This is a genomic window from Pseudomonas baetica (genome assembly GCF_002813455.1).
Taxonomy (GTDB): Bacteria; Pseudomonadota; Gammaproteobacteria; order Pseudomonadales; family Pseudomonadaceae; genus Aquipseudomonas; species Aquipseudomonas baetica.
Genome location: NZ_PHHE01000001.1, coordinates 4,988,363 through 5,009,457, shown reverse-complemented (window position 1 = coordinate 5,009,457; position 21,095 = coordinate 4,988,363). Strand labels below are relative to the sequence as shown.

Below are 21,095 nucleotides of genomic sequence, written 5' to 3'. Positions count from 1 at the left end.
CGCCGGCTGCGGCCAGATCCTGGCCGAAGAACAGCTGCTGGGGGTGGCCGGCGCCCGGGTGCTGTTCGCCAACTATAGGGCGATCCGCGCCGACTTCCGCGCCCTCTGGGGGACGCCACACGGCACCGACGAGCAGGCCGCGATCGACCGCTGGCTGCTGCGCAACGCCGCCTTTATCTCCACCAGCCAGGCGGCGGCACAAGGCATCAACACCCCGATCGTCCTCGACGGCCGCCGGGTAGCAGCCTGGCGCCCGCCGCGCTATGGCCGCGCCGCGGTGCTGTGCGCGCTGGAAAGCGAACAGGTGCTGTTCGACATCAAGGGCATCGGCGTGCCGCCGGACGAAGCCCCGGTGCTGCCCTACTCCAACGGTTTGCTGACCCTGGCCGAAGCGGTGCATGAAGTGCTGATGGAGCATCTGGTATTCGCCGCCATGGCCCACGCCGGCGGCGCGATCACGCCGCTGCCGGCCTATGCCTTGATCGACCTCGGCTTCGATGCCCTGCTGCAGGCCGAGCTGTTGCTGCGGCGTTATGGCCTGACGGCCAGCAGTTGTGGCGCAGTGCGTTTCCAGGTCAGCCGCGAGGCCGGAGCGTTGCAGGTGCGGCGCGACGGCGAAGCGCTGGCGGTCAGCCAGGAAGTCGCACGGATGTTAGAGCGCCTGCTGGCGGACCACCAGGGCGCGCCGCTACTGATCGACGGGGTCAATGTGCAATTGGCCGGGGCCACCAGCGTCGCGCCGCTGCGCCTGAAGGTCATGGACTTCGGCCGTTATCGCTTTGCCGAGCGTTTCGACCATCACCTGTACGCCTGGATCGACGCCGACTACCAGAACCTCAACGGCCTCTACCTGGCGCCAGGCGATCCGCGCTACGTGCAGCCCGACCCCGACCTGAGCCTGGCAAGGACCGCCGAGGGGCGCTGTTTCGCCGAACTCGAACGGCGGGTCGGCGGCTTTCGCCAGGGCACCGAACCGGATCGCCTGTGCCAGGCCTTGCGTGCCACCCTGGAAAAAGCCTGCCGGCCGTTGCGCCGCCCCTTGAGCGGGCACGCCCGGAGTGCCGGGCACGGTTAGCCGCCAACCGATATCGGTTGCCGAATTCACCGGTTGGCAAGATCCTGTGGTTCCACCTGAATCGCGAGTGTTGCCGCCCATGACTGAAATGTTCGCCACCCTCGCCCTCGGCCCGCTGTTGCTCGTCCAGGGGCTCTATACTCGCTGGGTCACCCCCCGGTTGCCGGAGGCCGAGGGGCCCCGCCAGGGCCAGCACGGGCACGCTGACGCCAGCGCGCCGACCCTGCGCCTGTTGATCCTCGGCGACTCTGCGGCGGCCGGGGTCGGCGCGCCCACCCAACGAGGCCATCGCGGGCCGGCTGGTCAGCGAGCTGATGGGCGACTTTCAGCTTTCCTGGCGGCTCTGGGCCCAATCCGGGCTGGATGCGCAACAGCTGTCCCGGTTGCTCGAGGGCGGCCCGGTGGAACGCTTCGATGTGGCGCTGGTGTCCATTGGCGTCAACGATGTCACGGGCACTGTCGCCGCGGGCGGATGGCAGGCGCGAATCTCGCGCTTGGTCGAGCTGTTGCAGGGCAAGTTCGAGGCCCGGCATATACTCTTCCTGCCCGTTCCGCCCATGCAGCTGTTTCCCGCGTTGCCGCAGCCGCTGCGCTGGTACCTGGGCCTCAGGGCGCGGCGCTTCAACCGCCTGCTGGCCGCCCCGGGCTGATGGCAGGGGATGGCTTCCACCCCTCCCCGGCGCTCTACCGGATCCTTGCCGACGACGTCGCCCGGGTCATTCGCCAGCTGTAGGCGCCGGGCCATCAGTCCTGCCCGGAACAATCGTCACCTATGTCCGGCAACGACTGCCGGCGAGTCGTCCATGATTGCTTCGAGGGCCTGGTGAATCCCCGAGGTCCTCAGCCGCAGGCTACCCCCGGCCCGGCCGTTGACGAACGCGCTGATTTCCGCCAAGACCGACATCGCCACGCTGTGGGGCGTGTCGCCGCCCAGGTCCAGGCCCATGGGGTAATGCAGCCGGTCCAGCCCGGGCAATGCCCCGGCCTGTTGATGGATCGCCGCCAGCAGGCGCTCGGTGCGATCGCGCGGGCCCAACTGGCCGACATAACCCGGGTTGCCTTGCAGCACGCCCTGGAGCCAGTGGCCGTCCTGGCTCAGGCTGTGGGTCATCACCGCCACGGCGGCCTGCTCGATCAGGGCTGGCCAATATCGCCGACCAGCACCGCATCCGCCTCGGGAAAGCGTTCCGGACGGGCGAAGTGCGAGCGCCCATCGATGACCGTCACATGCCAGCCCAGCAGCTGGCCATGCGCACCAGCGGCTGCCGTTCACGAACCAGAAATGGCTTACGTTGGTTTTTGGTTCCATTGCTCCCCAAACCCCATCCACTGTGTGAATTCTGCTCTGGAAGCGGCGAACTCCTCTAAGCCATTGGTCATCGAGGCTGGTGCAGGATGCGGAAAGACCACTACTCTGCAGTCAATCTCATCCGCGCTGTTCGAAACAGGGCACGCTAAACAATTGTACCTCGCGTACAACTCCGCTTTGGCTGTCGCAGGAAGAGAAGCATTCTCTAGCGGCGTAGAGGTTCGAACCGTTCATAGTGCTGCCTATCGCGCACTTTCTAAAGCCTTGGCACATCGAAAAACGGGATCCGTTTACAGCAAGCACATCATCGATGCACTTGCTCTAGATGGTCGTGCAGGAGTTCCTGATAAGTTTGCATATGCCAGAGCGCTGCTCACATCAATGGAGCGTTTCTGCGCATCAGCTGACAACAACATATGCCTCGATCACATAGCCCAGTGGCTGCTGCACGATGCCATTAGCGTGGAGCAGGCCATAGAGGATACTCAGCAGTTGTTCCAGCTGGTCTCCCCTCTTAGCAAAGGCAGCATCCCGGTCAGCCATGATGCTTATCTTAAAACATGGCACCTCTTGGGTGCTCCAGGTATGAACGAATATGACTCGGTCCTTGTCGACGAGGCTCAAGACAGCTCGGCGGTCATGCTGGGGTGCTTGGAGCATGCAAATAATCTGATCGCTGTCGGAGATTCTGCACAACAGATCTACGCATTCAGGGGGGCTGTCGACGCTTTGAGAAACATGGATGGGAGGCGGTGCTCGCTATCGCAAAGTTTCCGATTTGGCCCTGAGGTAGCTATTCTCGCGAATAAGTTGCTTCAAAAGAAGAAGGCTAAACCTGGCTTAGTACTGAAAGGTATGGCCTCCAAGGGAACAACCTGGACTTGCCCCTACAAAACCGGACACCAACTCCCCGTTAAATTGATGCCACTGCCAAGCGCCTGAACTCCCTCGGTGAGCGATAGTTCAAGGCGCTGTGCGGATGCTGCTCGTTGTAGTGTTCGAAGGCAATTGCCAGGTTACGCAACGCCGTTTCTCGATCCGGTTTGGGCATGTGCGCCACGTAGTCACGCTTGATCGTCTTCACGAAGCTCTCGGCCATGCCATTACTCTGCGGGCTACGCACTGGTGTGGTCACCGGCTGCAAGCCGATCTGCCGAGCAAACAGGCGCGTCTGTTCGGCGGTGTAGGCCGAACCGTTATCGCTGAGCCACTGCACCGGTGTTGCAGGCAGTTGATCACCGAAGCGCTTCTCCACACTTTCCAGCATCAAGTCGCGGATATCATCGCCGCTGTACCCGGTCGGGCTCGCGACCCAGCCGATGGCTTCGCGATCACAGCAGTCCAGGGCGAAGGTCACGCTCAGTTTAGCGCCGTCCTCACAACGGAACTCAAAGCCGTCCGAGCACCAACGCGTATCGCTGGTTTGCACCGCAATACGGCTTTCGTGCCGACGCGGCACGCCGGGTTGTTTGATCCGGCGCTCAAGCAGCAGGTTGTGATCACGCATCACCCGGTAAACTCGCTTCACGTTGATCGCAGGTAGCAGCTGGGTTTCACGGGCGCGACGCAGCAATCCCCAGACTCGATGGTAGCCATAGCTGGGCAGCTCGCTGACCTGTTGCTGGATTTCGGCCACCAACTCAGCGTCGTTCACAGGCCTGCTTCGCCGTGTCTTGGGCGATACCGATTGCTTGATTCGAACCGTTAATTGCGAGCGCGCCACACCGAGACATTCGCTGACCAGTTTCACTGGTCGTCCCCCGGCAACAAGGGTGAGTGCGCAATCCATTTTCGCGACCGGGCGATCTCCACGGCTTCTTTTAGGATTTCCGCTTCCATCGTTTTCTTGCCCAGCATCCGTTGCAGTTCACGGATCTGCTTGAGCGCATCGCTCAGCTCTGAGGCCGGTACCACGGCTTCGCCAGCACTGACCGCCGACAGGCTGCCGTCTTGATACAGCTTGCGCCACAGGAATAACTGGTTGGCATTGATGCCGTTGCGCCGAGCGACCACCGAAACGCTTTGCCCAGGCTCAAGGCTCTCTCGAACCATGGCCAGCTTTTGCTCTGGGCTCCAGCGGCGCCGCCGCTCCTGGCCCAAAAGCTCCCCACTCTTATCGTTGCTGTTAGTCATAAACATAACCGTTTGCCTATCCCTTATCGTAAGGGGGAAACGGTGTCCTGTCTTTCATGGGGCTCGTTCATGGTCACGGTGCCGCATCCGAAGAAAGATCTGCTGAAGAAAACGGCCATCAGTATTTTGCAACAGGCGCTGCTTTGACTTGCTCAGTCAGCGGCGCCATAGAGGAAACGAACATGCTCTACCCGATTGCGATTTCAATAGGTGATGAGGAACAGGCCTGGGGCGTGGAAGTGCCGGACATTCCCGGCTGTTTTTCGGCAGGCGAGGATCTGGATGATGCCGTCGCCATGGCTCGTGAAGCCATTGAGGGGCATTTCGAGATTTTGGCTGAGGACGGTGCGCCGATCCCGGCTGCCAGCAAACTTGGCGTGAACGTGGCCAATCCAAAGTACGCGGGATGCGCGTGGGCAGTGGTGGATATTGATGTCGTGAAGTATTTGGGCAAAGCCCAGAAACTCAACATCACCCTGCCGGGGCATTTGATTAATCGCATTGATGAATACGTGTTGCATCACCCGGAAGAGAAAAGTCGTTCGGGGTTTCTGGCTTCCGCGGCTTTGAAAGTTTTACAGCAGGGTTGAATTTTGTCGCTTCAATATGCGCTGACCTAACCCTACCCAAGCAGGACTAACTCCATTTTTATGTGATTTAAATAGGATTTTAGTGCTTAACCCACAGTATATTGTGTAGTGACAACCAAGCCTGAATTTCAGTAAACTCAGAATTCCGAGTGTCATAGCACTTACGCCTACGGTACATACGACATGTTGGATTTAAACCTCAGCACCGCAAGCGAGATCGTCAAACGGATTTGCCAACGCTTGCGCACAGAACGATTGGCTCTGGAGATGACACAGGCGGACGTAGCGGCACGAGCCGGTATCGGGACGAACACGGTGTCAAACCTTGAAGCCGGGCGTAATGTGGGTTTCGACAATCTGGTGCGAGTCGCCATGGTTCTTGGACGCGGCAAGGAACTCGAAGATTTGTTTTTGCCTAAACTTGAAACCCTGGACGACCTCATTCGCTACGAAAACACTGCCAAGCGTCATCGCATCAAAAGGAAAGCCGACAATGCTTGAGCAAGTTGACGTCTACTACGAGGGCTGGGGTGAACGTTGGCGGTGGGGCACGCTTGCTTCCACGAAAGCCCTGACCGGTCGCCCGCTGATTGTGTTTGAGTTCAGCAACGAGGCGAAAAAAAGAGGGCTGGAACTCTCCTCTTTGAGGCTTCCTTTACAGGGGGCCAAATTGAGCAGGGATTTCCCGTCACATCAGATGGGACTGCCCGGACCGGTTTATGACTCCCTGCCCGACGGCTGGGGCCTGTTGCTGATGGACCGATTGTTCAAACGGCGCGGCATTAACCCCGCACGCGTTGGTCCTTTGGAGCGTCTGGCCTACATTGGCAACAATGCCATGGGCGCCATGTCGTTCGAACCTGTTGCACACGAGGCACTGGAACCGCAAATGCATGTTCCCATCGAACTGCTCGCGGCCGAAGTACAGGAAGTGCTCAAAGGTGAAGGTGGAGAGCTTCTTCAGAAGCTGCTACTGGTGGGAGGCTCTCCCCAGGGGGCCCGGCCAAAAGCGCTGGTCTATCGCGATCCAGAAAACGATACCTTTACCACGGCAGCCACGCCTGGTTTCGAAGCCTGGCTGGTGAAGTTTCCTGCTCAGCAAGAACATCCCGAGGTGTGTGCCATCGAAATGGTTTATGCCGCGTGCCTACGCTTGTGCGGTATCCAGACGCCCGACACTCGTTATTTCAGCCTGTCCGAGGGAATGGCCGCTTTCGCCACTAAACGCTTTGATCGACAAAACAATCTGCGGGTGCCAATGCAAAGTCTCGCAGCCTTTACCGGTGCAGATTTCAGATCCCCAGGCTCTTTGGATTACGTCAACTTCTTGCGGGCGACTCAAAAGTGCACCAACGACGTCCGAGAGAAAGCGAGCGCGTTTGAGCGAATCGTCTTCAATGTCGCGTTCAACAACCGAGACGACCATCCGAAGAACTTTGCGTACATCATGTCGCCTGGCGGAGATTGGAAATTAGCGCCCGCCTACGACGTGACCTTCTGCGAGGGGCCCGGTGGTTATCATCAGATGGACGTGATGGGCGAAGCATTGGAAATTGGACGAGAAAACCTGCTCAACCTTGCAGTGGAAGCTGAGGTGGCAGCGGCAAATGCCGCAGACATCATTGACCGATTCTGCGAGGTGGCAAGCCGATTTTCAGCCATCGCCGAAAGCTCGTATCCGGGGGTGATCACCCGAGAAACCCTAAGCACCATTCAACATCGAATCGACCAAAACATCGCGCTACTTGTTTGAAGTTGCAGCCAGTCAGCAGCTTCGAGAAACCGGCTCTAATTGGCCGGTTTCTTTGGCTTTCAACGTTGTGGTTAAGCCGCCGGCACCACGTTATCCAGCGCCTTATTCACCGCCAACTCACTCAACATCACAATCTGCGCAATGCCGAGTGCGGTCTTGCGGTGCGAGGTGTCGAGCAGCGCGGCGAAGTTGTTGAGCATGGTGGTGGCGGAGCCGAGGGTTTCGCTGGCGTTGGCCAGCAGGGACTCGGTGTCGTATTTCGGGTTGGCGAGGAACATCGGTTCGGGTTCGTTAGTCGAGCCCATTATTTGGGCGGCGGGGCTGAGGTAGTGGTCGAGGGCGCGTTCAGCGGCTTCGTGGAACTTCTTCGAACCGGGCGATTCGTAGGGGGATGCCGGATCGGTGTCTGGCGGGTTGGGCGTAACTTTGAACATGGAATCTTCCTCTATCGGTAACCGCCACCATCCCGCTGCTATACGAAAGGGTGGCAGCTGTATGCAAGTTAGCAGACCGGTAGGAAGACCAAAAACCCGGCGCACCCGAAGATGCCATGCATACAGCCACCATCAAGCGCAGGTAAATACCCGACTGGAAGATGCTAGTGCAACCGTTGGTCAAACCTAAGCGGGCTGCTAAACCCGTTCACTGGAAATCAGTGACGCGAACCAAGTTACCGACCGCCCCCATAGCGCACAAGCCGGCGGATTCTGGCGTAGCGGTAGGCAACGACGCAAGGATTTGTAGGCTTCAGGACGTAACATCGAACGCCTTTAAACACGTCCAGCAGAAGGCGTTTACATATCCAGAAAAACTGGCGAATCGTCCGACATTACAGATCCACAACACTCCCCCGGTTCTCACTTTCCACCCGACCCGCTAGCATTTCCCCATCGACCACCACCCTCCCCCTGCGCGGCCATCGACGAATACGCGTCATCACTTTCGAGGGAACCCCATCGCGGCCACTTTGCCGCTGACGACCGAACTCAAAAGAGCACTCGCCCATGACTCAAAACATCTACGACGATCCCGAATTCTTCCAGGGCTACAGCCAGATGAACCGCTCCATCGGCAGCCTCGATGCCGCGCCGGAATGGCCGGCGCTCAAGGCGTTGCTGCCCTCCATGCACGGCTTGCACGTGGTGGATCTGGGTTGCGGTTACGGCTGGTTCAGCCGCTGGGCCAGTGAACACGGCGCCGCGAGCGTCCTGGCCCTGGACGTTTCAGAGAAGATGCTGGAACGGGCACGCGAAACCACCTCGGCGGCGAACATCCGCTATGAACGCGCCGATCTTGAACACCTCGACTTGCCCGCCTGCAGTTTCGACCTGGCCTACAGCTCGCTGGCGCTGCACTACATCAAGGATCTGTCGGGGTTGTTTGCTCACCTCTACGCAGCGCTGAAACCGGGTTCGCACTTTGTGTTTTCCATCGAACACCCGATCTTCATGGCGCCGAGCAATCCCGGCTGGTTGATCGACAGCGACGGTCGCAAGCGCTGGCCGCTGGACAGTTATCAGAGGGAGGGCGAGCGGGTGACCCATTGGCTGGCAGAGGGTGTGATCAAGCAGCACCGTACTCTCGGTACTTTGCTCAATTCACTGATTGGCGCTGGCTTCACCATTCGCCATGTCAACGAATGGGGGCCAAGCGATGCGGAAGTGGCAGCGCAACCGGCGCTGGCTGAAGAGCGTGAGCGGCCGATGATGATGTTGGTGGCGGTGCAAAGATAAATCGCAAAAAGGGCCGATCACATCGGCCCTTTTTGATTTCAGCGCGTCGCCACAATAAACAAGCGCGGAAACGGCAACAGCACCGAACCATCGGCCAACGCCGGATAAGCCTTTTCAACCTCAGCCAAATACTGCTCCAGATACAGCGCCCGCTCGCTTTCAGTCAGCGGACTCAGAAACGGAATCAACCCACTGCCCTTGAACCACTCCACCACCCCCGCCGCACCACCGGGCAACTGATGGTGATACGTGGTGCGCCACACATCGACCCGCGCACAGTGCGGTCGCAGCATCGAGAAGTATTCGCTGGCACTCGCCATATCGGTGCGCTGACCGGCAGCACCGGCGAGTTTGCTGGCCCAAGGGCCATTCGCGGCGACTTCGCGCATCAGCCGATGGGACGGCTCGTTGAGGTTATCCGGCATCTGGATCGCCAGACTGCCCCCCGCCGACAACTTGCCCGCCAGCGCTGGCAGTAGCGAAGCGTGATCCGGCACCCACTGCAAAACAGCATTGGCAAAGATCACATCGAACGGGCCAGCATCAGCCCATTGATCAATCTCGGCGACATCAAACTGCAACTGCGGCAGGCGTTTGCGCGCGGCGTCGATCATATCCGGCGAGCTATCCAGACCACTGACCTTTGCCCCGGGAAAACGCTGCACCAGCAACTCCGTCGAGTTACCGGGCCCACAACCGATATCCACCACTGTTCGGGCCTCTGCCGTGGGAATCGCCGCGAGCAGATCGCGGGCCGGGCGGGTGCGTTCATCTTCGAAAGCGACGTATTGTTTGGCGGACCAACTCATTGCGTTCTCCTGTCGGGGACATTCCATCAATCCTTACGATACAGGCAGCGCAGCGAGCATTTCCAGCCCGACACATTGCAAACAGTAACGAGCCAAATCACAAAAAAACCGGCCTCAAAGGCCGGTTTTCATCACTCGTAGAATCCAACTGTTTTTTTCAAATGATCCGAATACTCATAGATGTCATCGACAGTGCTGATTGGATGACGTGTTTCGTTCTTTTCTTCATCAAAAATACCGATGTACTTTTGAGAACGATTGAAATGCAATCGACAAATCGGCTTACGGTTGTTGTCATCCAGCAATATGCCGAAATAGCTCTGCGTATCTCGCTGAACAATTCGCTTGGCATCAACAACCGATCGAACCAGAGCACGAACGATGTGATACCCCTCCAGTTCTTCAAGGGTGGTCAAAACCTTATCATCTGACTCGTCGCGCGGATCTACAGGATCAGTCCCGGCAGACGGTGAAGGCAAAGATGCCAATTGAGATTGAATTGTCCCACTCATAGCGGACTTGAGTCGGTCATTGATCTGATCATTTAAAAACTGCACAACGGCTTTTCGTGTCAGTTCATGAAACTGCTCGCGTACTTTTTGCGTGATCACTCCGTCGTAAACACGGGAGGCGAAAACCTTGACGAAATCATCGTCCGGCTTGCTGACCTGCGCGGCGATAACCTTCTTTATTTGACTGACATACTTCAGTTCGCCAGCCGCGCTGATAATCGAGTCAACGTCAAAAGCCGACTTCGTGAGCTTCACCAACTCGGGAACCGAGTATTCATCAATATCCAAGAGGTCCAGTTCCAGGAACGGCTTTTCATCCATTTTGTTCGGCGCATCCAGATCCGTAAAAAACTTGTAGACCTGACCATTGGTAAGGATGGAGATACGAGCGCTGGTAACGTGAAAATAGCGAAATAGCTGAGAGGCGTGATTGATGTGCAGTGACTCACCGACTTTCTTACACTCGATTAGAATCTGCACCTCACCGTCTTTCATGATGGCGTAGTCGATTTTCTCGCCCTTCTTCGTGCCAATGTCACAGACAAACTCAGGCGTCACTTCAGTCGGATCGAAGACGTCGTACCCTAATACCGTGCTGATGAAGGGCATGACGAATGCATTTTTCGTTGCTTCTTCTGTCTGGATTGCGGCGCTCTGCAACCGGACTTTAGCGGCTAGGCTGGCTAACTTTTCGAAGAATTCCATGAGTGGCCTCTTGCGTGATTTCTTTCCGTGTAAGAACTACTGGCAATTTGATCGCCTCTTGATACTAGCCACAAACTAGCGCAATGAAAGTTTCGCCCGAGCAAATGACATCAATGTGATCGAAGCCACCGGCTTTCATCGATGAGGAGGTAGGCAATAGAATTTTCCCAACACCATCAGTGTCTGAATTTCACGCACTCCCCAATAAGGAATTCAGCCATGAAATTCGCCAAGATCTCGCAGAAGCTCGCCCTGTGGGCCGGTAGCCCCAAGACCTTCATGGGGGCGTTGATCCTGATCGGTCTGTGGGGGATGAGCGGGCCGATTTTCAGCTACAACGACACCTGGCAACTGATCATTAACACGTCGACGACGATCATCACGTTCCTGATGGTGTTTCTGATCCAGAACACGCAGAACCGTGACACCGACATCCTGCATTTGAAGATTGATGAATTGCTGCGGGTGACCAAAGAGGCGCAGAACGCGATGTTAGGGCTGGAGGCGCTGGATCTGAAGCAGCTGGAAGCCTTGCGCAGGCACTACCGGACGTTGGGCGAAGGTGAGGTTTTCAATCTTGAGGGGTTGGGCGAGAAGAGCAAGCCGAAGCAGGATTTGAACGAATGCTGATTTAAAAGCAAAAGATCGCAGCCTTCGGCAGCGCCTACACAAACCACTGTAATTGGATGGACTCGCCCAAGCCGAGGCGTCAATGCGCCACGGTGGCAGTCTAAACAGCCATCGACAGCGAGGGCGAGTCCATGAAAAATCATAGTTCGAATGATCAATCCCTGTCTTCTTCCGATTTGTCGGCCTGCACAACTTTGGCGGTAGATCTGGCCAAACAGGTCTTTCAGGTCGCTGGTGAAGATGTCCTCGGCCAGGTGCGCTATGAACAGCGGATCAAGTCGCGTGAGGCGTTTTATGAGTTTCTCCAACAGCTGCCGCCTCATGTCGTGGTTTTGATGGAGACCGGTCCGGGAGCTCAAGCCTGGGCCCGGCAGTTGCAAGACAAAGGTAATCTGGCGCGGATTCTTCCAGCCGGTTTGGTGACCACACACCGCAGTGGGCCTAAAAATGATCGCAACGATGCGCTGGCGATTCTGCGCGCTGGTCGCGATGAAAAAATCTGCGCGGTACCGGTCAAAAGCGTTGCTGCGCTGGCAATGCAAGCGCTGCATCGCGCCCGTCAGGGCTATGTGCGTCGACGCACGGCGGTCAGCAATCAGATGCGCGGCCTGCTGCTCGAGCACGGCGTGGCCTTGGCGCAGGGCGATGTTGCGATCAGTCAGAAGATTCCGCGGGTACTGGAAGATGCGACCCAGCCACTGCCTGGCCTGCTGCGTGAATTGATCGACGAACTGTTGGCTGAGTGGCGCCATTTGGGCGAGCGCATCGGCGTGTTGACGGGCCGCCTGGAAGTGGCCGCTAACGCCGACATGACAGCGAGGCGACTGATGACCGTGCGCGGCATTGGCCCAGTCATTGCCACGGCACTGGTGGCCAAGGAAACCAACCCTGAGCGGTTTCCCAATGCCCGCAAGTTTGCCGCGTACTTTGGCATGGTGCCTGACCAGCACAGCAGCGGGCAGACGGTCCGGCTGGGCGACATGACCAAGCGAGGTGATGTTTATTTACGCAGCTTGATGATCCAGGGAGCCCATTCGGTCCTGCAACAACTGCGACCTGATTCCCTGCAACCCGATGACCGCCGCTTGTTGCGGTGGATGAGCCGACTGGGCCGTAAGGAGGCTGCGATCAGGTTAGCCAACCGCAACCTACGAATCGTCTGGGTGCTTCTACAGAATGACCAGTCTTATCGTCGTCATGCTGGTAATGGTCAGTAAGCGACGATAAGCCACTGAGCGACCGAGTTCTGCCACCGAGGTACTGACTGTCCGACCCTTTGCTGAAAAAAATTGACCCCAGGTAAGACCGGCGTGGATTGATGCCTAAGCTCCTACTGGCCTTCGAGGCCTGACTGTAATCGGCATGCCACGAGCTCTTCCAATTTTGGCCAGAGGCCGAAGACGGCTTCCACGAATAGGCCTAATACATAGATGCAACGGGGCGACAGTTTTCAAAAAACGGGTAGACAGTGGGGGCGAGTCCATACATAGGAGCTGCCGCAGGCTGCGGTCTTTTGATCTGCTTAACGGCTGGCTTGCAGCGATCGAGCCATCTGCAGATGATTCTGCAATTTAGGCAGCGTCTCATCGGCAAACGCCTTGATCTCAGGCACGTCGGTAGTCTGCGCCTCTTGCTGGATCTGCGCGATGGCTTCTTCCGTGGCTTTCACCTGACTGGCCGCGTAGGCCTGATCAAACGTCGCACCATCCTTCACTTCAGGAATCATTTCCTTGGCCTTGTCGGCCATTTCATCACGCGGGGCGACGGGCAGGTCGAGCTTCTTGGCGATTTTCGCCAGGTGCTGATTGGCCGTGGTGCGGTCGTTGATGACGACGATGGTGTAGTCCTTGACCTCTTTGGATTCGGTCTTCTGGTGCGCCAGACGGCTGGCTTCGATGTCGGCCATGCCTTTGGCGGACGCATCGTTGATGAATTCGGCAGGCGACTGGGCAAAAGCACTGCTGGCGAATAACCCTAAAACAGTGACAAAACTTAAACGACGTACCTGGGTGGCCATCCGGCTCATGGTCGCGCCCTCCTTCTTACTGAATTCAAGCGGGAGCTTGCGCCCCCGCCTCTCAATCAAAACGACCTTCACCGACTACTTCGATTTCTGAGCAGGCTTGCGGCCCGTTTCTGTTTTCGCAGGCTCTTTATCGACCGTCGTTGTGGTGGTTTTCCCACCCTTGCGACCGGCTTCAGACGCCTTCGTTCGATCGTTGGCGAAGTTTCCCGAGTTCGAGTTTCTTGAATTAGGCATGATTCTCTACCTCTTGGTATTGATCGCGGCGAGCAGGTGCCCGCCTGGATTGAGAATTTTCTGCCCGGCAAAGGTTTAGAAAAATTGCCGCCCGCGCGACGAACGGTGGAACCCGCGCAACGCCATCAAGCCTTGTTCGGCAGCAACCCCGGCAGCGCATGCATGAGCGCATTGATCGCGAAACCGATGAACATCACGCCACACAAACGGGTGATCAGCAGTTCGTGCCGTTGATAGACCGTGCGCACCCGTTGCGCGCCGACCACGCCGATGAGAATCGCGTAAGCCAGCAATCCGCCGAGGAAACTCAGGGCAATCAATGCTGGCAGCATCGACCAGTTGAGCAATTCGGCACGGCTCGACAGCAGCGCGGTAAACGTCGCCACCGCCACCGGATAGGCCTTGGGGTTGGTCAGGCCGAACAGAATGCCGTGCCAGAACGGGTTGCGTGCGGCGCCTTGGGGCTGATCGTCACTGCGGCGTTGCGCACGCACTGCACGCCAGCCAAGCCAGAACAGGTACAAGCCGCTGAGCACGCCGAGCACATCGAACGCGGTGTTGCCGATTTCCCGCGCCCCGACAATCGCAATCAACGCGGTGCTGCACCAGACCACATCGCCAAGCAGATGCCCGCAAAGAAATCCCGCCCCGGCTCGTCGCCCGTGCGCCGCGCCAATGCCGAACACCGCCAGCACGCCCGGCCCCGGCGTGATGCCGTAAATGAAACCCGAGGCCAGCACGGCCATTAACAACGATGGAGTCATGGGAAACCTGCAAGCGCCAGAATACGTGGCGGCCAGTCTATATCAGCCGATTGTGGGCGTTCACGGCTCGTCGTAAAAACGCATGCCGGCGTACGGTTTTTGCCGACAAGCCGCCAGCCGCGAGGCGAGATCGCCGACGTGGGCTTCGAGCTTGTGGCCGTCGGGGTCAAGGAAGTAGAACGACGCACCTTCGCTGCGGTTGTCCCGCCACTCCCGCACGTTTGCTGCTTTGAGCCGCTCAACGAACAAAGGAAAATCCGCCGCGCCAAGGTTGAAGGCGTAATGGGTGTAGTCGGCGCACGGCTCGGCCGTGCGCTGCGAATCAAACGACAGACACAACCACAGCCCCGGCAGCGACAGATAGGCACCGGCATCCCACGTCGCTTCGATACGCAGCCCCAACAGATCGCGATAGAACGCGAGGCTGCGGGTGAGATCGCTGACGGCAAGGGTCAGGTGGTTGAGGCCGGTGAGCATCGGATCAGTAACCTCGCAGGTCTTCGGGGACGATGTATTGCTGGCCGTCGTAGGTGAGGGTGATTTGGGTCTTTTTCAGCACGGTATCTTTCGAAACGCACTGGTTTCCCGACTGGGTGTTTTTCATCTTGGTGCCGCTGGTGGTGATGATCAAATCAGCGAGACCGTTGTGACTCGTGGCGCCGATATCGACTGTCCGGCGAACTTTCTTCATGTAGCCTTCGCAATCATTGCTGAACTCACCGTTGTTCTTGTAGATCACCAATCCTTCCAGCACCGGGCGCAGCTTGTCGCCTTCGCGCACATACAATGCCAGATCGGTTTTCTCGTAAGGAATGGCGTGGGAACTGTGGGTGAACTTCGAACGCAGGCCAAAAGCCCGCACGTCCGACGCCAGTCGGTAGCGGCCGGTGTCGACGCGAAGGTCATCAAAGCGCACGGCATCAGAGTTGTAGGCGCCAGGCTTACGGTAAGTGGCGATGGGGTTGGCGTTGCTGGCATTGACGAGCGCCAGATCCAGATCGAACACGCCGGCATCGTCGTCGCCGGGGTCGGCCAGGTAAGTGGATTTGACCGCAATCGCCTGCGACGGGAAGGCTGGCCAGACGATGCAGCGCGACAGTGATTGGCCGTCGAAAGCCTTGGTGGTGCAGGCGGCCTGGGCTTGGGCGGTGATGGCCAGAAAACCGAGGGCGATAAGGAGTCTGGTTGGGCTGAACATTGTTCTTCCTTGATAAAAATGGTGTTTGGCAGATCAGTCAGAGACCTTTGAAGCCGGGTGGCAGGACGTAAGTTTTTCCGTCGTAGTGCAAGGTTGTCAAAACCGGTTTGTAAACGTTGGATTTATCCTCACAAGCGTTCTCATCACCGACACTTGTCGTGTCTGTTTGCTGGGTTTTGACGATCAAGTCGGCGTAACCGTGGGAGCTGGTTTTAGCAATTTCGACGGTTCTTGAAATCTCGAAACGCTCGCCAGCGCAGTTGTCATCCCACTCGCCGCCGTACTCATAAACCAGCAGCTGACGCAGGACTGGGCGTAATTTTGTGCCCTCTCTCACGTAAAGCGTCAGTTGGCTTTCATCTCTGGGATTGAGGCGCGAACCGTTAGTGAGCCGTGCGCGTACACCAAAGGCTCGAAGGTCGGGGGTGAGTTTGTAGCGCGCCGTATCGAGCGCCAGTTCTCGCAAGTGGACGCCATCCAACACGAAGGCAGCGGCCTGGTGATATGTGGCAAGCGAATTCGCTTGGCCATCCTGCAAAACGGACAAGTCCAGATCATGAGCACCGAGCGCATTAGCGGTGCCACGCACAAACCGCGTCTTGGCGCTGAGGGTCAGCCCCGGGTAAGCCGGCCAGTCCTTGCAGACAGACACATCGTCTTCCCCCGCAACCGGCGCTGGCGTGCACTCGGCAAATACCTGCCCGGCCATCAACCACCCGCACAGCGCCACACACCCGATCAATCCAGACTTCACTGTCACATCCTGCTCCTTGATGACTTTTCAGCCGCGCACTATCCCCTCCTCAACAAACTGTTTCAACCGAGCAAATGCTAAATGGCCATCACTCTCAGCGGTTCAGATAGACAAATGGAGCTAGCCGTTGCTACGCACGACACTGTAGTGTTGTGTAATACAAACCACTACATCGAGTTCGCCATGTCCGTCATGTCTCTACGTATCCCCGACGAAATTGCAGACACCCTCGCCAACCTCGCCAAAGCCACTGGCCGTAGCAAGTCTTACCTGGCAGTGGATGCATTGCGCGAATACCTGGCGCGCGAAGCTTGGCAGATAGAAGACATTCAACAAGCGCTGAAGGAAGCCGACGCCGGTGATTTCGCTTCTGCTGATGAAGTCAGGGCCATCGCCGAAAAATGGGATGCCAATGCGCGTTGAGTGGCTGAAAACTGCATTAAAGAATCTCGATGACGAAGCTTCCTGCATTGCGATTGAAAATCCGAAGGCTGCCTCAGAGTTAGTTCAGGCCATTCTTGCCAGCGTTGATCACCTCGCCCGGTTTCCTGCCTCTGGACGAGAGGGACGTTTAGCCGGAACACGAGAATGGCCTCTTCCTGATCGTCCCTACTTGATTCCGTACAGGGTGCGTCAGGGCCGTTTACAGGTTTTGCGTGTCTTCCATACCCGTCGACTCCCACCCAGCAAGTGGTAGAACGTGTTCATGCGCTGCTGATCAATGTCCCGCAGGCCCTGCCGACAACACCGTCAGAATCAGGACCGTGCCGCTGGTGAGGGTGGTGTTGATTCAGTGGGGTACATGGGAGGACTGTGGCGGTTGTCGGGTGGTGGGAGAATTCGAGGGATTTGCGGGGTCTGGAAGTCGGTCTTCGCGGGCAAGCCCGCTCCCGCAGGGATTGGCAGTGGACACAACATTGGACACCGCGGACACTGTGGGAGCGGGCTTGCCCGCGAAGGGGTCGGCCCGGTCAGCGAAATTTTTCCTGCAAACGCTGTTCTCAAAACGCGTTGCGGAAAATCTCCTCGATCTGGCGTTGATCCGCCGCCCGTGGATTGGTCAACCCGCACGCATCTTTCAGGGCGTTGGCGGCGAGCACCGGAATGTCGGTGCATTTGGCCCCGAGGTCACGCAGCCCACCGGGAATCTCGACGTCGCTGGCCAGGCAACGAATTGCCGCAATGGCAGCTTGTGCGCCCTCTTCCGCGCTGAAACCACGAATGTCGGCACCCATCGCGTGTGCAACATCGGTCAAGCGATCAGCACAGACCAACGCATTGAACGTCTGCACGTGTGGCAGCAGCACGGCGTTGCACACACCGTGAGGCAAGTCGTAGAAACCGCCCAACTGGTGAGCCATCGCGTGCACATAACCCAGCGACGCGTTGTTGAACGCCATGCCCGCGAGAAACTGCGCGTAAGCCATGTTCTCCCGCGCGGCGAGGTCGCTGCCGTCGCGCACGGCCAGGCGCAGGTTGTTGCTGATCAATGTCATGGCCTTCAGCGCGCAGGCGTCGGTGATCGGGTTGGCGGCGGTCGAGACGTAAGCTTCGATGGCGTGGGTCAGCGCGTCCATGCCGGTGGCGGCGGTCAGGCTTTTCGGCATGCCGACCATCAGCGCCGGGTCGTTAACCGACAGCAGCGGCGTGACGTTGCGGTCGACGATGGCCATTTTCACGTGGCGCGATTCGTCGGTGATTATGCAAAAACGGGTCATCTCGCTGGCGGTGCCGGCGGTGGTGTTGATAGCGATCAGCGGCAACTGCGGCTTGCTCGATTGATCGACGCCTTCGTAATCGCGGATCTGCCCGCCGTTGGTCGCGCACAGGGCAATGCCCTTGGCGCAGTCGTGGGGCGAACCGCCGCCCAGCGACACCACGAAATCACAGCGACTTTCCTTGAGCAGCCCCAGCCCGGACTCGACGTTGGCGATGCTCGGGTTCGGTTTGGCACCGTCGAAGATCACCGAGTCGATGTCCTGCATCGCCAGTTTCTCCGCGACCATGCTCGCCACGCCTGCCTTGGCCAGCCCCGCGTCGGTGACGATCAGCGCCTTGCGAAACCCGTAGTTGCGGATCGCGACCATGGCTTCGTCGAGGCAGCCGTTGCCCATGATGTTGACCGCCGGAATGAAGAAGGTGCTGCTCATCGTGTATCTCCTGGCTGGGGCCGAATCGACAGCTGCGATCCGACGGATGCACACAGGATCGACTGATCGCTCAGGATGGATGTTGATCTGGCTCAATGCCCGCTCGTGATAAAGTCGCCGCCCATCAGCCCCTATGTTTTGAGATGTGCCAAGCAATGAGCGATTTTCTGGATGTCGACGCCACCCTCGAAGACTGGAGCAGCCTGCGTGCCGCCATCGACTTCACAGGTTTGCTGGTGGGGAATGGCGCCAGCCGTGCGGTGTGGGACGACTTCGGTTATGACTCGCTGTTCGAAAACGCCCGTACCGTGGAAGAGAAACCACTGAGCGCGTCTGAGCTGGCGGTGTTCGATGCGATGCAGACGCGCAGCTTCGAGCAAGTCCTCGGCGCGCTGAAAACCACCAGTCGGGTCAACAAGGCGCTGGCGGTCAGCTCGGCGGCACCGCGCAATCGCTACTACGCGATCAAGGAAGCGCTGATCAACACCGTGCACGCCGTGCACATTCCGTGGCGACTGGTGCAGCCATCGACGCTGACGACACTGAATGAAGAACTGGCGCGCTATCGCACGGTATTCACCACCAATTACGACGTGCTCAACTACTGGGCGCTCCAGCACCGCAGCGAGGCCATCGACGATCTGTTCAATGGCCCCAACGCTAGTTTCGATTTGAGCGAAACCGCCACGGGCAAACCACGTCTGCTGTACCTGCACGGCGGCCTGCATCTGGTGCGTAATCAGGACGGTACCGCGCGTAAATTGACCTCGACCGAGGGCACGTTGCTCGGCAGTTTTGCGATCAACAACACGCTCAAGACGCTGGATGACGTGCCGCTGTTCGTCACCGAAGGGCCGAGTGCGGAGAAACTGAAGACCATCCGCAGCTCCGATTACCTGTCGTTCTGTTACGCGCAGTTATTGGGCCACGGCGACAGCCTGTGCATCTTCGGCCATGCCTTGGGCGAGCAGGACAGCCACATCGTGCGGGCCCTGCGTCTGGCAAAACCGAAGGTGGTGGCGATCTCGATCTACCCGCGCAGTGCGGCGTTCATTCAACATCAGAAGCGGCATTACGCGAAGGTGTTTGAAGGGACCGGGGTTGCGTTGCGGTTTTTTGACTCGAAGAGCCATGCACTGGGCAATCCGAAGTTATCGGTGCCGGTCGAGGTTTGATGTAAACCGGTCTGACGCCTTCGCGAGCAAGCCCGCTCCCACATTTGGAATGCATTCACCTGTGGGAGCGGGCTTGCTCGCGAAGCTTTTGGGGGCAGCTCATTCTTCGCTGCTGTGCACCACCACCAGCAACTGCGCCTGCACCTCGCCCACCGACCGGATCCGGTGCGGCTTCTGCGCATTGAAGTGCAGCGCATCGCCGCGCTCCAGCAGCACTTTTTCGTTCATGAAATCCACCTCCACCTGTCCTTCGTGAACGAACAGAAATTCCTCGCCCAGATGCTCTTTGAAGGTCTTGTCGGTGAACTCGCGCGGCGGGTAAATGATGAAGGGCAGCAGGTTGCGTTCGCTGACCTGATGGGCCAGCACCGCATAGCCCGGGCTCTGATCATTGGCCGCCAGCGACTGGCGCTCATGGCTGCGCACCAGGCTGTAGCTGTCGAGGCTGACGTTGTCCTCGGAGAACAATTCCTCGACCTTCACGTTCAGCGCCTTGGCCAGTTTCAACGCGGCAGCAATCGACGGAGTGTTGAGCCCGCGCTCGACTTTCGACAGATAACTCTTGGTCATGCCGGATTTTTCAGCCAGTGCCTCAAGGGTTACGCCGAGTTTTTTTCTCAATAATTTCAAACGGATAGACATGCGCAGCAATTGTTCCATTGAGGAAGCGACGATTTGTGCTTGCTAATGACACTTTGTGTCATATAGGCTCTTTCGTGTCATTTGCAATCACCCAAAGGACACAGACATGGCCAAGACATTAGCACTACCCAAAGAGCAACTGGTCAAGCAAGCGCTGACTCAGATGCAAAACACCCTGGCGGATAATACGTGGACAGACCGGCAAAAGCTGGCCCTGACCTGCCGGATCCTGTTTGAAAGCGGTCATGACTCTGGTCTGGCCGGGCAGATTACCGCTCGTGGCCCGCAACCCGGTACCTATTACACTCAGCAACTGGGCCTGGGTTTCGATGAAATCACCGCGAGCAATCTGCTGCTGGTCAACGAAGACCTGGAAGTGCTCGAAGGTCACGGCATGGCCAACCCGGCCAACCGTTTCCACAGTTGGGTGTACCGCGCCCGACCGGATGTGAACTGCATCATTCACACCCACCCGACGCACATTGCCGCGCTGTCGATGCTGGAAGTGCCGCTGGAGATTTCCCACATGGACCTGTGCCCGCTGTACGACGATTGCGCGTTTCTCGAAGGCTGGCCGGGGGTTCCGGTGGGCAATGAAGAAGGCGAACTGATTGCCGGCGCGCTGGGCGACAAACGCGCGATTCTGCTTTCGCACCACGGTCAGTTGTCCACCGGCAGCACGATCGAGGAAGCGTGTGTCATTGCCCAATTGATCGAACGTGCGGCCAGGCTGCAACTGTTGGCGATGGCGGCTGGCACGATCAAGCCGATCATTCCTGAACTGGGTCGCGAGGCGCATGACTGGGTGTCGAAACCGAAACGCCACGCCGCCGCTTTCAACTATTACGCCCGACAGAATTTGCGCCAACACGCCGATTGCCTGAACTGAAACCCTTTAACGGA

Annotated in this window: 24 protein-coding genes and 3 pseudogenes; 14 read left to right on the top strand and 13 right to left on the bottom strand. The window is 58.2% G+C overall.

Features of this window, described 5'->3' with window-relative positions; all coding sequences use genetic code 11:
- Positions 1-58 precede the first annotated feature (58 nt).
- Both ATI02_RS23335 and ATI02_RS33150 read left to right on the top strand, forming a co-directional pair.
- Positions 59-1,075: a hypothetical protein gene (locus ATI02_RS23335; protein WP_146166084.1), complete on the top strand. Its 1,017-nt coding sequence runs from the start codon at positions 59-61 to the stop codon at positions 1,073-1,075.
- A 79-nt stretch (positions 1,076-1,154) separates the two neighbouring features.
- Positions 1,155-1,808: pseudogene (locus ATI02_RS33150) on the top strand (SGNH/GDSL hydrolase family protein).
- Between the two features lie 33 nt (positions 1,809-1,841).
- Here the strand turns inward: ATI02_RS33150 and ATI02_RS23325 are convergent.
- A pseudogene (locus tag ATI02_RS23325) lies at positions 1,842-2,346 on the bottom strand (XdhC family protein); the annotation flags it as partial.
- An 11-nt stretch (positions 2,347-2,357) separates the two neighbouring features.
- Here ATI02_RS23325 and ATI02_RS23320 point away from each other — a divergent pair.
- Entirely contained in the window at positions 2,358-3,326 is a 969-nt protein-coding gene (locus ATI02_RS23320; protein WP_100847493.1) for a UvrD-helicase domain-containing protein, read from the top strand.
- Here ATI02_RS23320 and ATI02_RS23315 read toward each other — a convergent pair.
- Positions 3,298-4,517, bottom strand: a protein-coding gene (locus tag ATI02_RS23315) for an IS3 family transposase (protein WP_425273623.1) whose coding sequence is annotated in 2 segments (ribosomal slippage) — positions 3,298-4,172 and positions 4,172-4,517 — 1,221 coding nt in all. Because the reading frame shifts where the segments join, the coding sequence is not laid out codon by codon here. The genes ATI02_RS23320 and ATI02_RS23315 overlap by 29 nt on opposite strands.
- A gap of 69 nt (positions 4,518-4,586) precedes the next feature.
- Between ATI02_RS23315 and ATI02_RS33355 the strand changes: the two are divergent.
- The 4 genes and pseudogenes from ATI02_RS33355 to ATI02_RS23295 all read left to right on the top strand — a co-directional run.
- Positions 4,587-4,664: pseudogene (locus ATI02_RS33355) on the top strand (type II toxin-antitoxin system HicA family toxin); the annotation flags it as partial.
- 35 nt (positions 4,665-4,699) lie between these two features.
- A complete protein-coding gene (locus tag ATI02_RS23305) occupies positions 4,700-5,107 on the top strand; it encodes a type II toxin-antitoxin system HicB family antitoxin (RefSeq protein ID WP_100847491.1) in 408 nt (135 codons plus the stop codon).
- A 183-nt stretch (positions 5,108-5,290) separates the two neighbouring features.
- Entirely contained in the window at positions 5,291-5,608 is a 318-nt protein-coding gene (locus ATI02_RS23300) for a helix-turn-helix domain-containing protein (protein ID WP_095191556.1), read from the top strand.
- A complete protein-coding gene (locus tag ATI02_RS23295) occupies positions 5,601-6,860 on the top strand; it encodes a type II toxin-antitoxin system HipA family toxin (RefSeq protein WP_095191557.1) in 1,260 nt (419 codons plus the stop codon). Before ATI02_RS23300 ends, ATI02_RS23295 begins: the two co-directional genes overlap by 8 nt.
- 71 nt (positions 6,861-6,931) lie before the next feature.
- On the opposite strand, the gene ATI02_RS23290 is transcribed toward ATI02_RS23295, so the two are convergent.
- On the bottom strand, positions 6,932-7,294 hold the full coding sequence (locus tag ATI02_RS23290) for a DUF6124 family protein (RefSeq protein ID WP_095191558.1): 363 nt from the start codon (positions 7,292-7,294) through the stop codon (positions 6,932-6,934).
- A 570-nt stretch (positions 7,295-7,864) separates the two neighbouring features.
- On the opposite strand from ATI02_RS23290, the gene ATI02_RS23285 reads away from it, so the two are divergent.
- Positions 7,865-8,593, top strand: coding sequence for a class I SAM-dependent methyltransferase (locus tag ATI02_RS23285; protein WP_095191559.1), 729 nt, complete (start codon positions 7,865-7,867; stop codon positions 8,591-8,593).
- A 38-nt stretch (positions 8,594-8,631) separates the two neighbouring features.
- On the opposite strand, the gene tam is transcribed toward ATI02_RS23285, so the two are convergent.
- Both tam and ATI02_RS23275 read right to left on the bottom strand, forming a co-directional pair.
- Positions 8,632-9,402 carry a trans-aconitate 2-methyltransferase gene (gene tam, locus ATI02_RS23280; RefSeq protein ID WP_100847490.1) on the bottom strand — a complete coding sequence of 257 codons (771 nt, stop codon included), beginning with the start codon at positions 9,400-9,402 and terminating at the stop codon, positions 8,632-8,634.
- Between the two features lie 131 nt (positions 9,403-9,533).
- On the bottom strand, positions 9,534-10,619 hold the full coding sequence (locus ATI02_RS23275; protein ID WP_100847489.1) for a type I restriction endonuclease: 1,086 nt from the start codon (positions 10,617-10,619) through the stop codon (positions 9,534-9,536).
- Between the two features lie 219 nt (positions 10,620-10,838).
- Here ATI02_RS23275 and ATI02_RS23270 point away from each other — a divergent pair, with 219 nt between their 5' ends.
- On the top strand, positions 10,839-11,249 hold the full coding sequence (locus ATI02_RS23270; protein WP_095191561.1) for a low affinity iron permease family protein: 411 nt from the start codon (positions 10,839-10,841) through the stop codon (positions 11,247-11,249).
- Between the two features lie 176 nt (positions 11,250-11,425).
- Positions 11,426-12,466, top strand: a complete 1,041-nt coding sequence (locus tag ATI02_RS23265) for an IS110 family RNA-guided transposase (RefSeq protein WP_100848419.1) — start codon at positions 11,426-11,428, stop codon at positions 12,464-12,466.
- A 305-nt stretch (positions 12,467-12,771) separates the two neighbouring features.
- Here ATI02_RS23265 and ATI02_RS23260 read toward each other — a convergent pair whose 3' ends face one another.
- The 6 genes from ATI02_RS23260 to ATI02_RS23235 form a co-directional block, all read right to left on the bottom strand.
- A complete protein-coding gene (locus tag ATI02_RS23260) occupies positions 12,772-13,275 on the bottom strand; it encodes a DUF4142 domain-containing protein (RefSeq protein ID WP_100847488.1) in 504 nt (167 codons plus the stop codon).
- Positions 13,276-13,350: 75 nt separating this feature from the next.
- Entirely contained in the window at positions 13,351-13,509 is a 159-nt protein-coding gene (locus tag ATI02_RS23255; RefSeq protein WP_080762009.1) for a KGG domain-containing protein, read from the bottom strand.
- A gap of 125 nt (positions 13,510-13,634) precedes the next feature.
- The gene (locus tag ATI02_RS23250) at positions 13,635-14,273 is read right to left on the bottom strand and encodes a LysE family translocator (protein ID WP_095191563.1); all 639 of its coding nucleotides are present in this window, start codon (positions 14,271-14,273) and stop codon (positions 13,635-13,637) included.
- A 60-nt stretch (positions 14,274-14,333) separates the two neighbouring features.
- Entirely contained in the window at positions 14,334-14,750 is a 417-nt protein-coding gene (gene fos, locus ATI02_RS23245; RefSeq protein ID WP_100847487.1) for a fosfomycin resistance glutathione transferase, read from the bottom strand.
- Between the two features lie 4 nt (positions 14,751-14,754).
- Positions 14,755-15,471: a PA3715 family protein gene (locus ATI02_RS23240; RefSeq protein ID WP_095191565.1), complete on the bottom strand. Its 717-nt coding sequence runs from the start codon at positions 15,469-15,471 to the stop codon at positions 14,755-14,757.
- A 37-nt stretch (positions 15,472-15,508) separates the two neighbouring features.
- Positions 15,509-16,231, bottom strand: coding sequence for a PA3715 family protein (locus tag ATI02_RS23235; protein WP_100847486.1), 723 nt, complete (start codon positions 16,229-16,231; stop codon positions 15,509-15,511).
- A gap of 177 nt (positions 16,232-16,408) precedes the next feature.
- Between ATI02_RS23235 and relB the strand changes: the two genes are divergently transcribed.
- Positions 16,409-16,648, top strand: coding sequence for a type II toxin-antitoxin system RelB family antitoxin (gene relB, locus ATI02_RS23230; RefSeq protein WP_095191584.1), 240 nt, complete (start codon positions 16,409-16,411; stop codon positions 16,646-16,648).
- A complete protein-coding gene (locus ATI02_RS23225; RefSeq protein ID WP_095191567.1) occupies positions 16,638-16,922 on the top strand; it encodes a type II toxin-antitoxin system RelE/ParE family toxin in 285 nt (94 codons plus the stop codon). The genes relB and ATI02_RS23225 overlap by 11 nt, the downstream gene beginning before the upstream one ends.
- A gap of 304 nt (positions 16,923-17,226) precedes the next feature.
- Here the strand turns inward: ATI02_RS23225 and yiaY are convergent, their stop codons facing one another.
- A complete protein-coding gene (gene yiaY, locus ATI02_RS23220; protein ID WP_095191568.1) occupies positions 17,227-18,375 on the bottom strand; it encodes an L-threonine dehydrogenase in 1,149 nt (382 codons plus the stop codon).
- 155 nt (positions 18,376-18,530) lie between these two features.
- Between yiaY and ATI02_RS23215 the strand changes: the two genes are divergently transcribed.
- Entirely contained in the window at positions 18,531-19,550 is a 1,020-nt protein-coding gene (locus tag ATI02_RS23215) for a DUF4917 family protein (RefSeq protein WP_100847485.1), read from the top strand.
- Positions 19,551-19,649: 99 nt separating this feature from the next.
- On the opposite strand, the gene ATI02_RS23210 is transcribed toward ATI02_RS23215, so the two are convergent.
- A complete protein-coding gene (locus ATI02_RS23210) occupies positions 19,650-20,192 on the bottom strand; it encodes a helix-turn-helix domain-containing protein (RefSeq protein ID WP_095191570.1) in 543 nt (180 codons plus the stop codon).
- Between the two features lie 106 nt (positions 20,193-20,298).
- Here ATI02_RS23210 and ATI02_RS23205 point away from each other — a divergent pair, with 106 nt between their 5' ends.
- Positions 20,299-21,081, top strand: a complete 783-nt coding sequence (locus ATI02_RS23205; RefSeq protein WP_095191571.1) for an aldolase — start codon at positions 20,299-20,301, stop codon at positions 21,079-21,081.
- Positions 21,082-21,095: the final 14 nt, after the last annotated feature.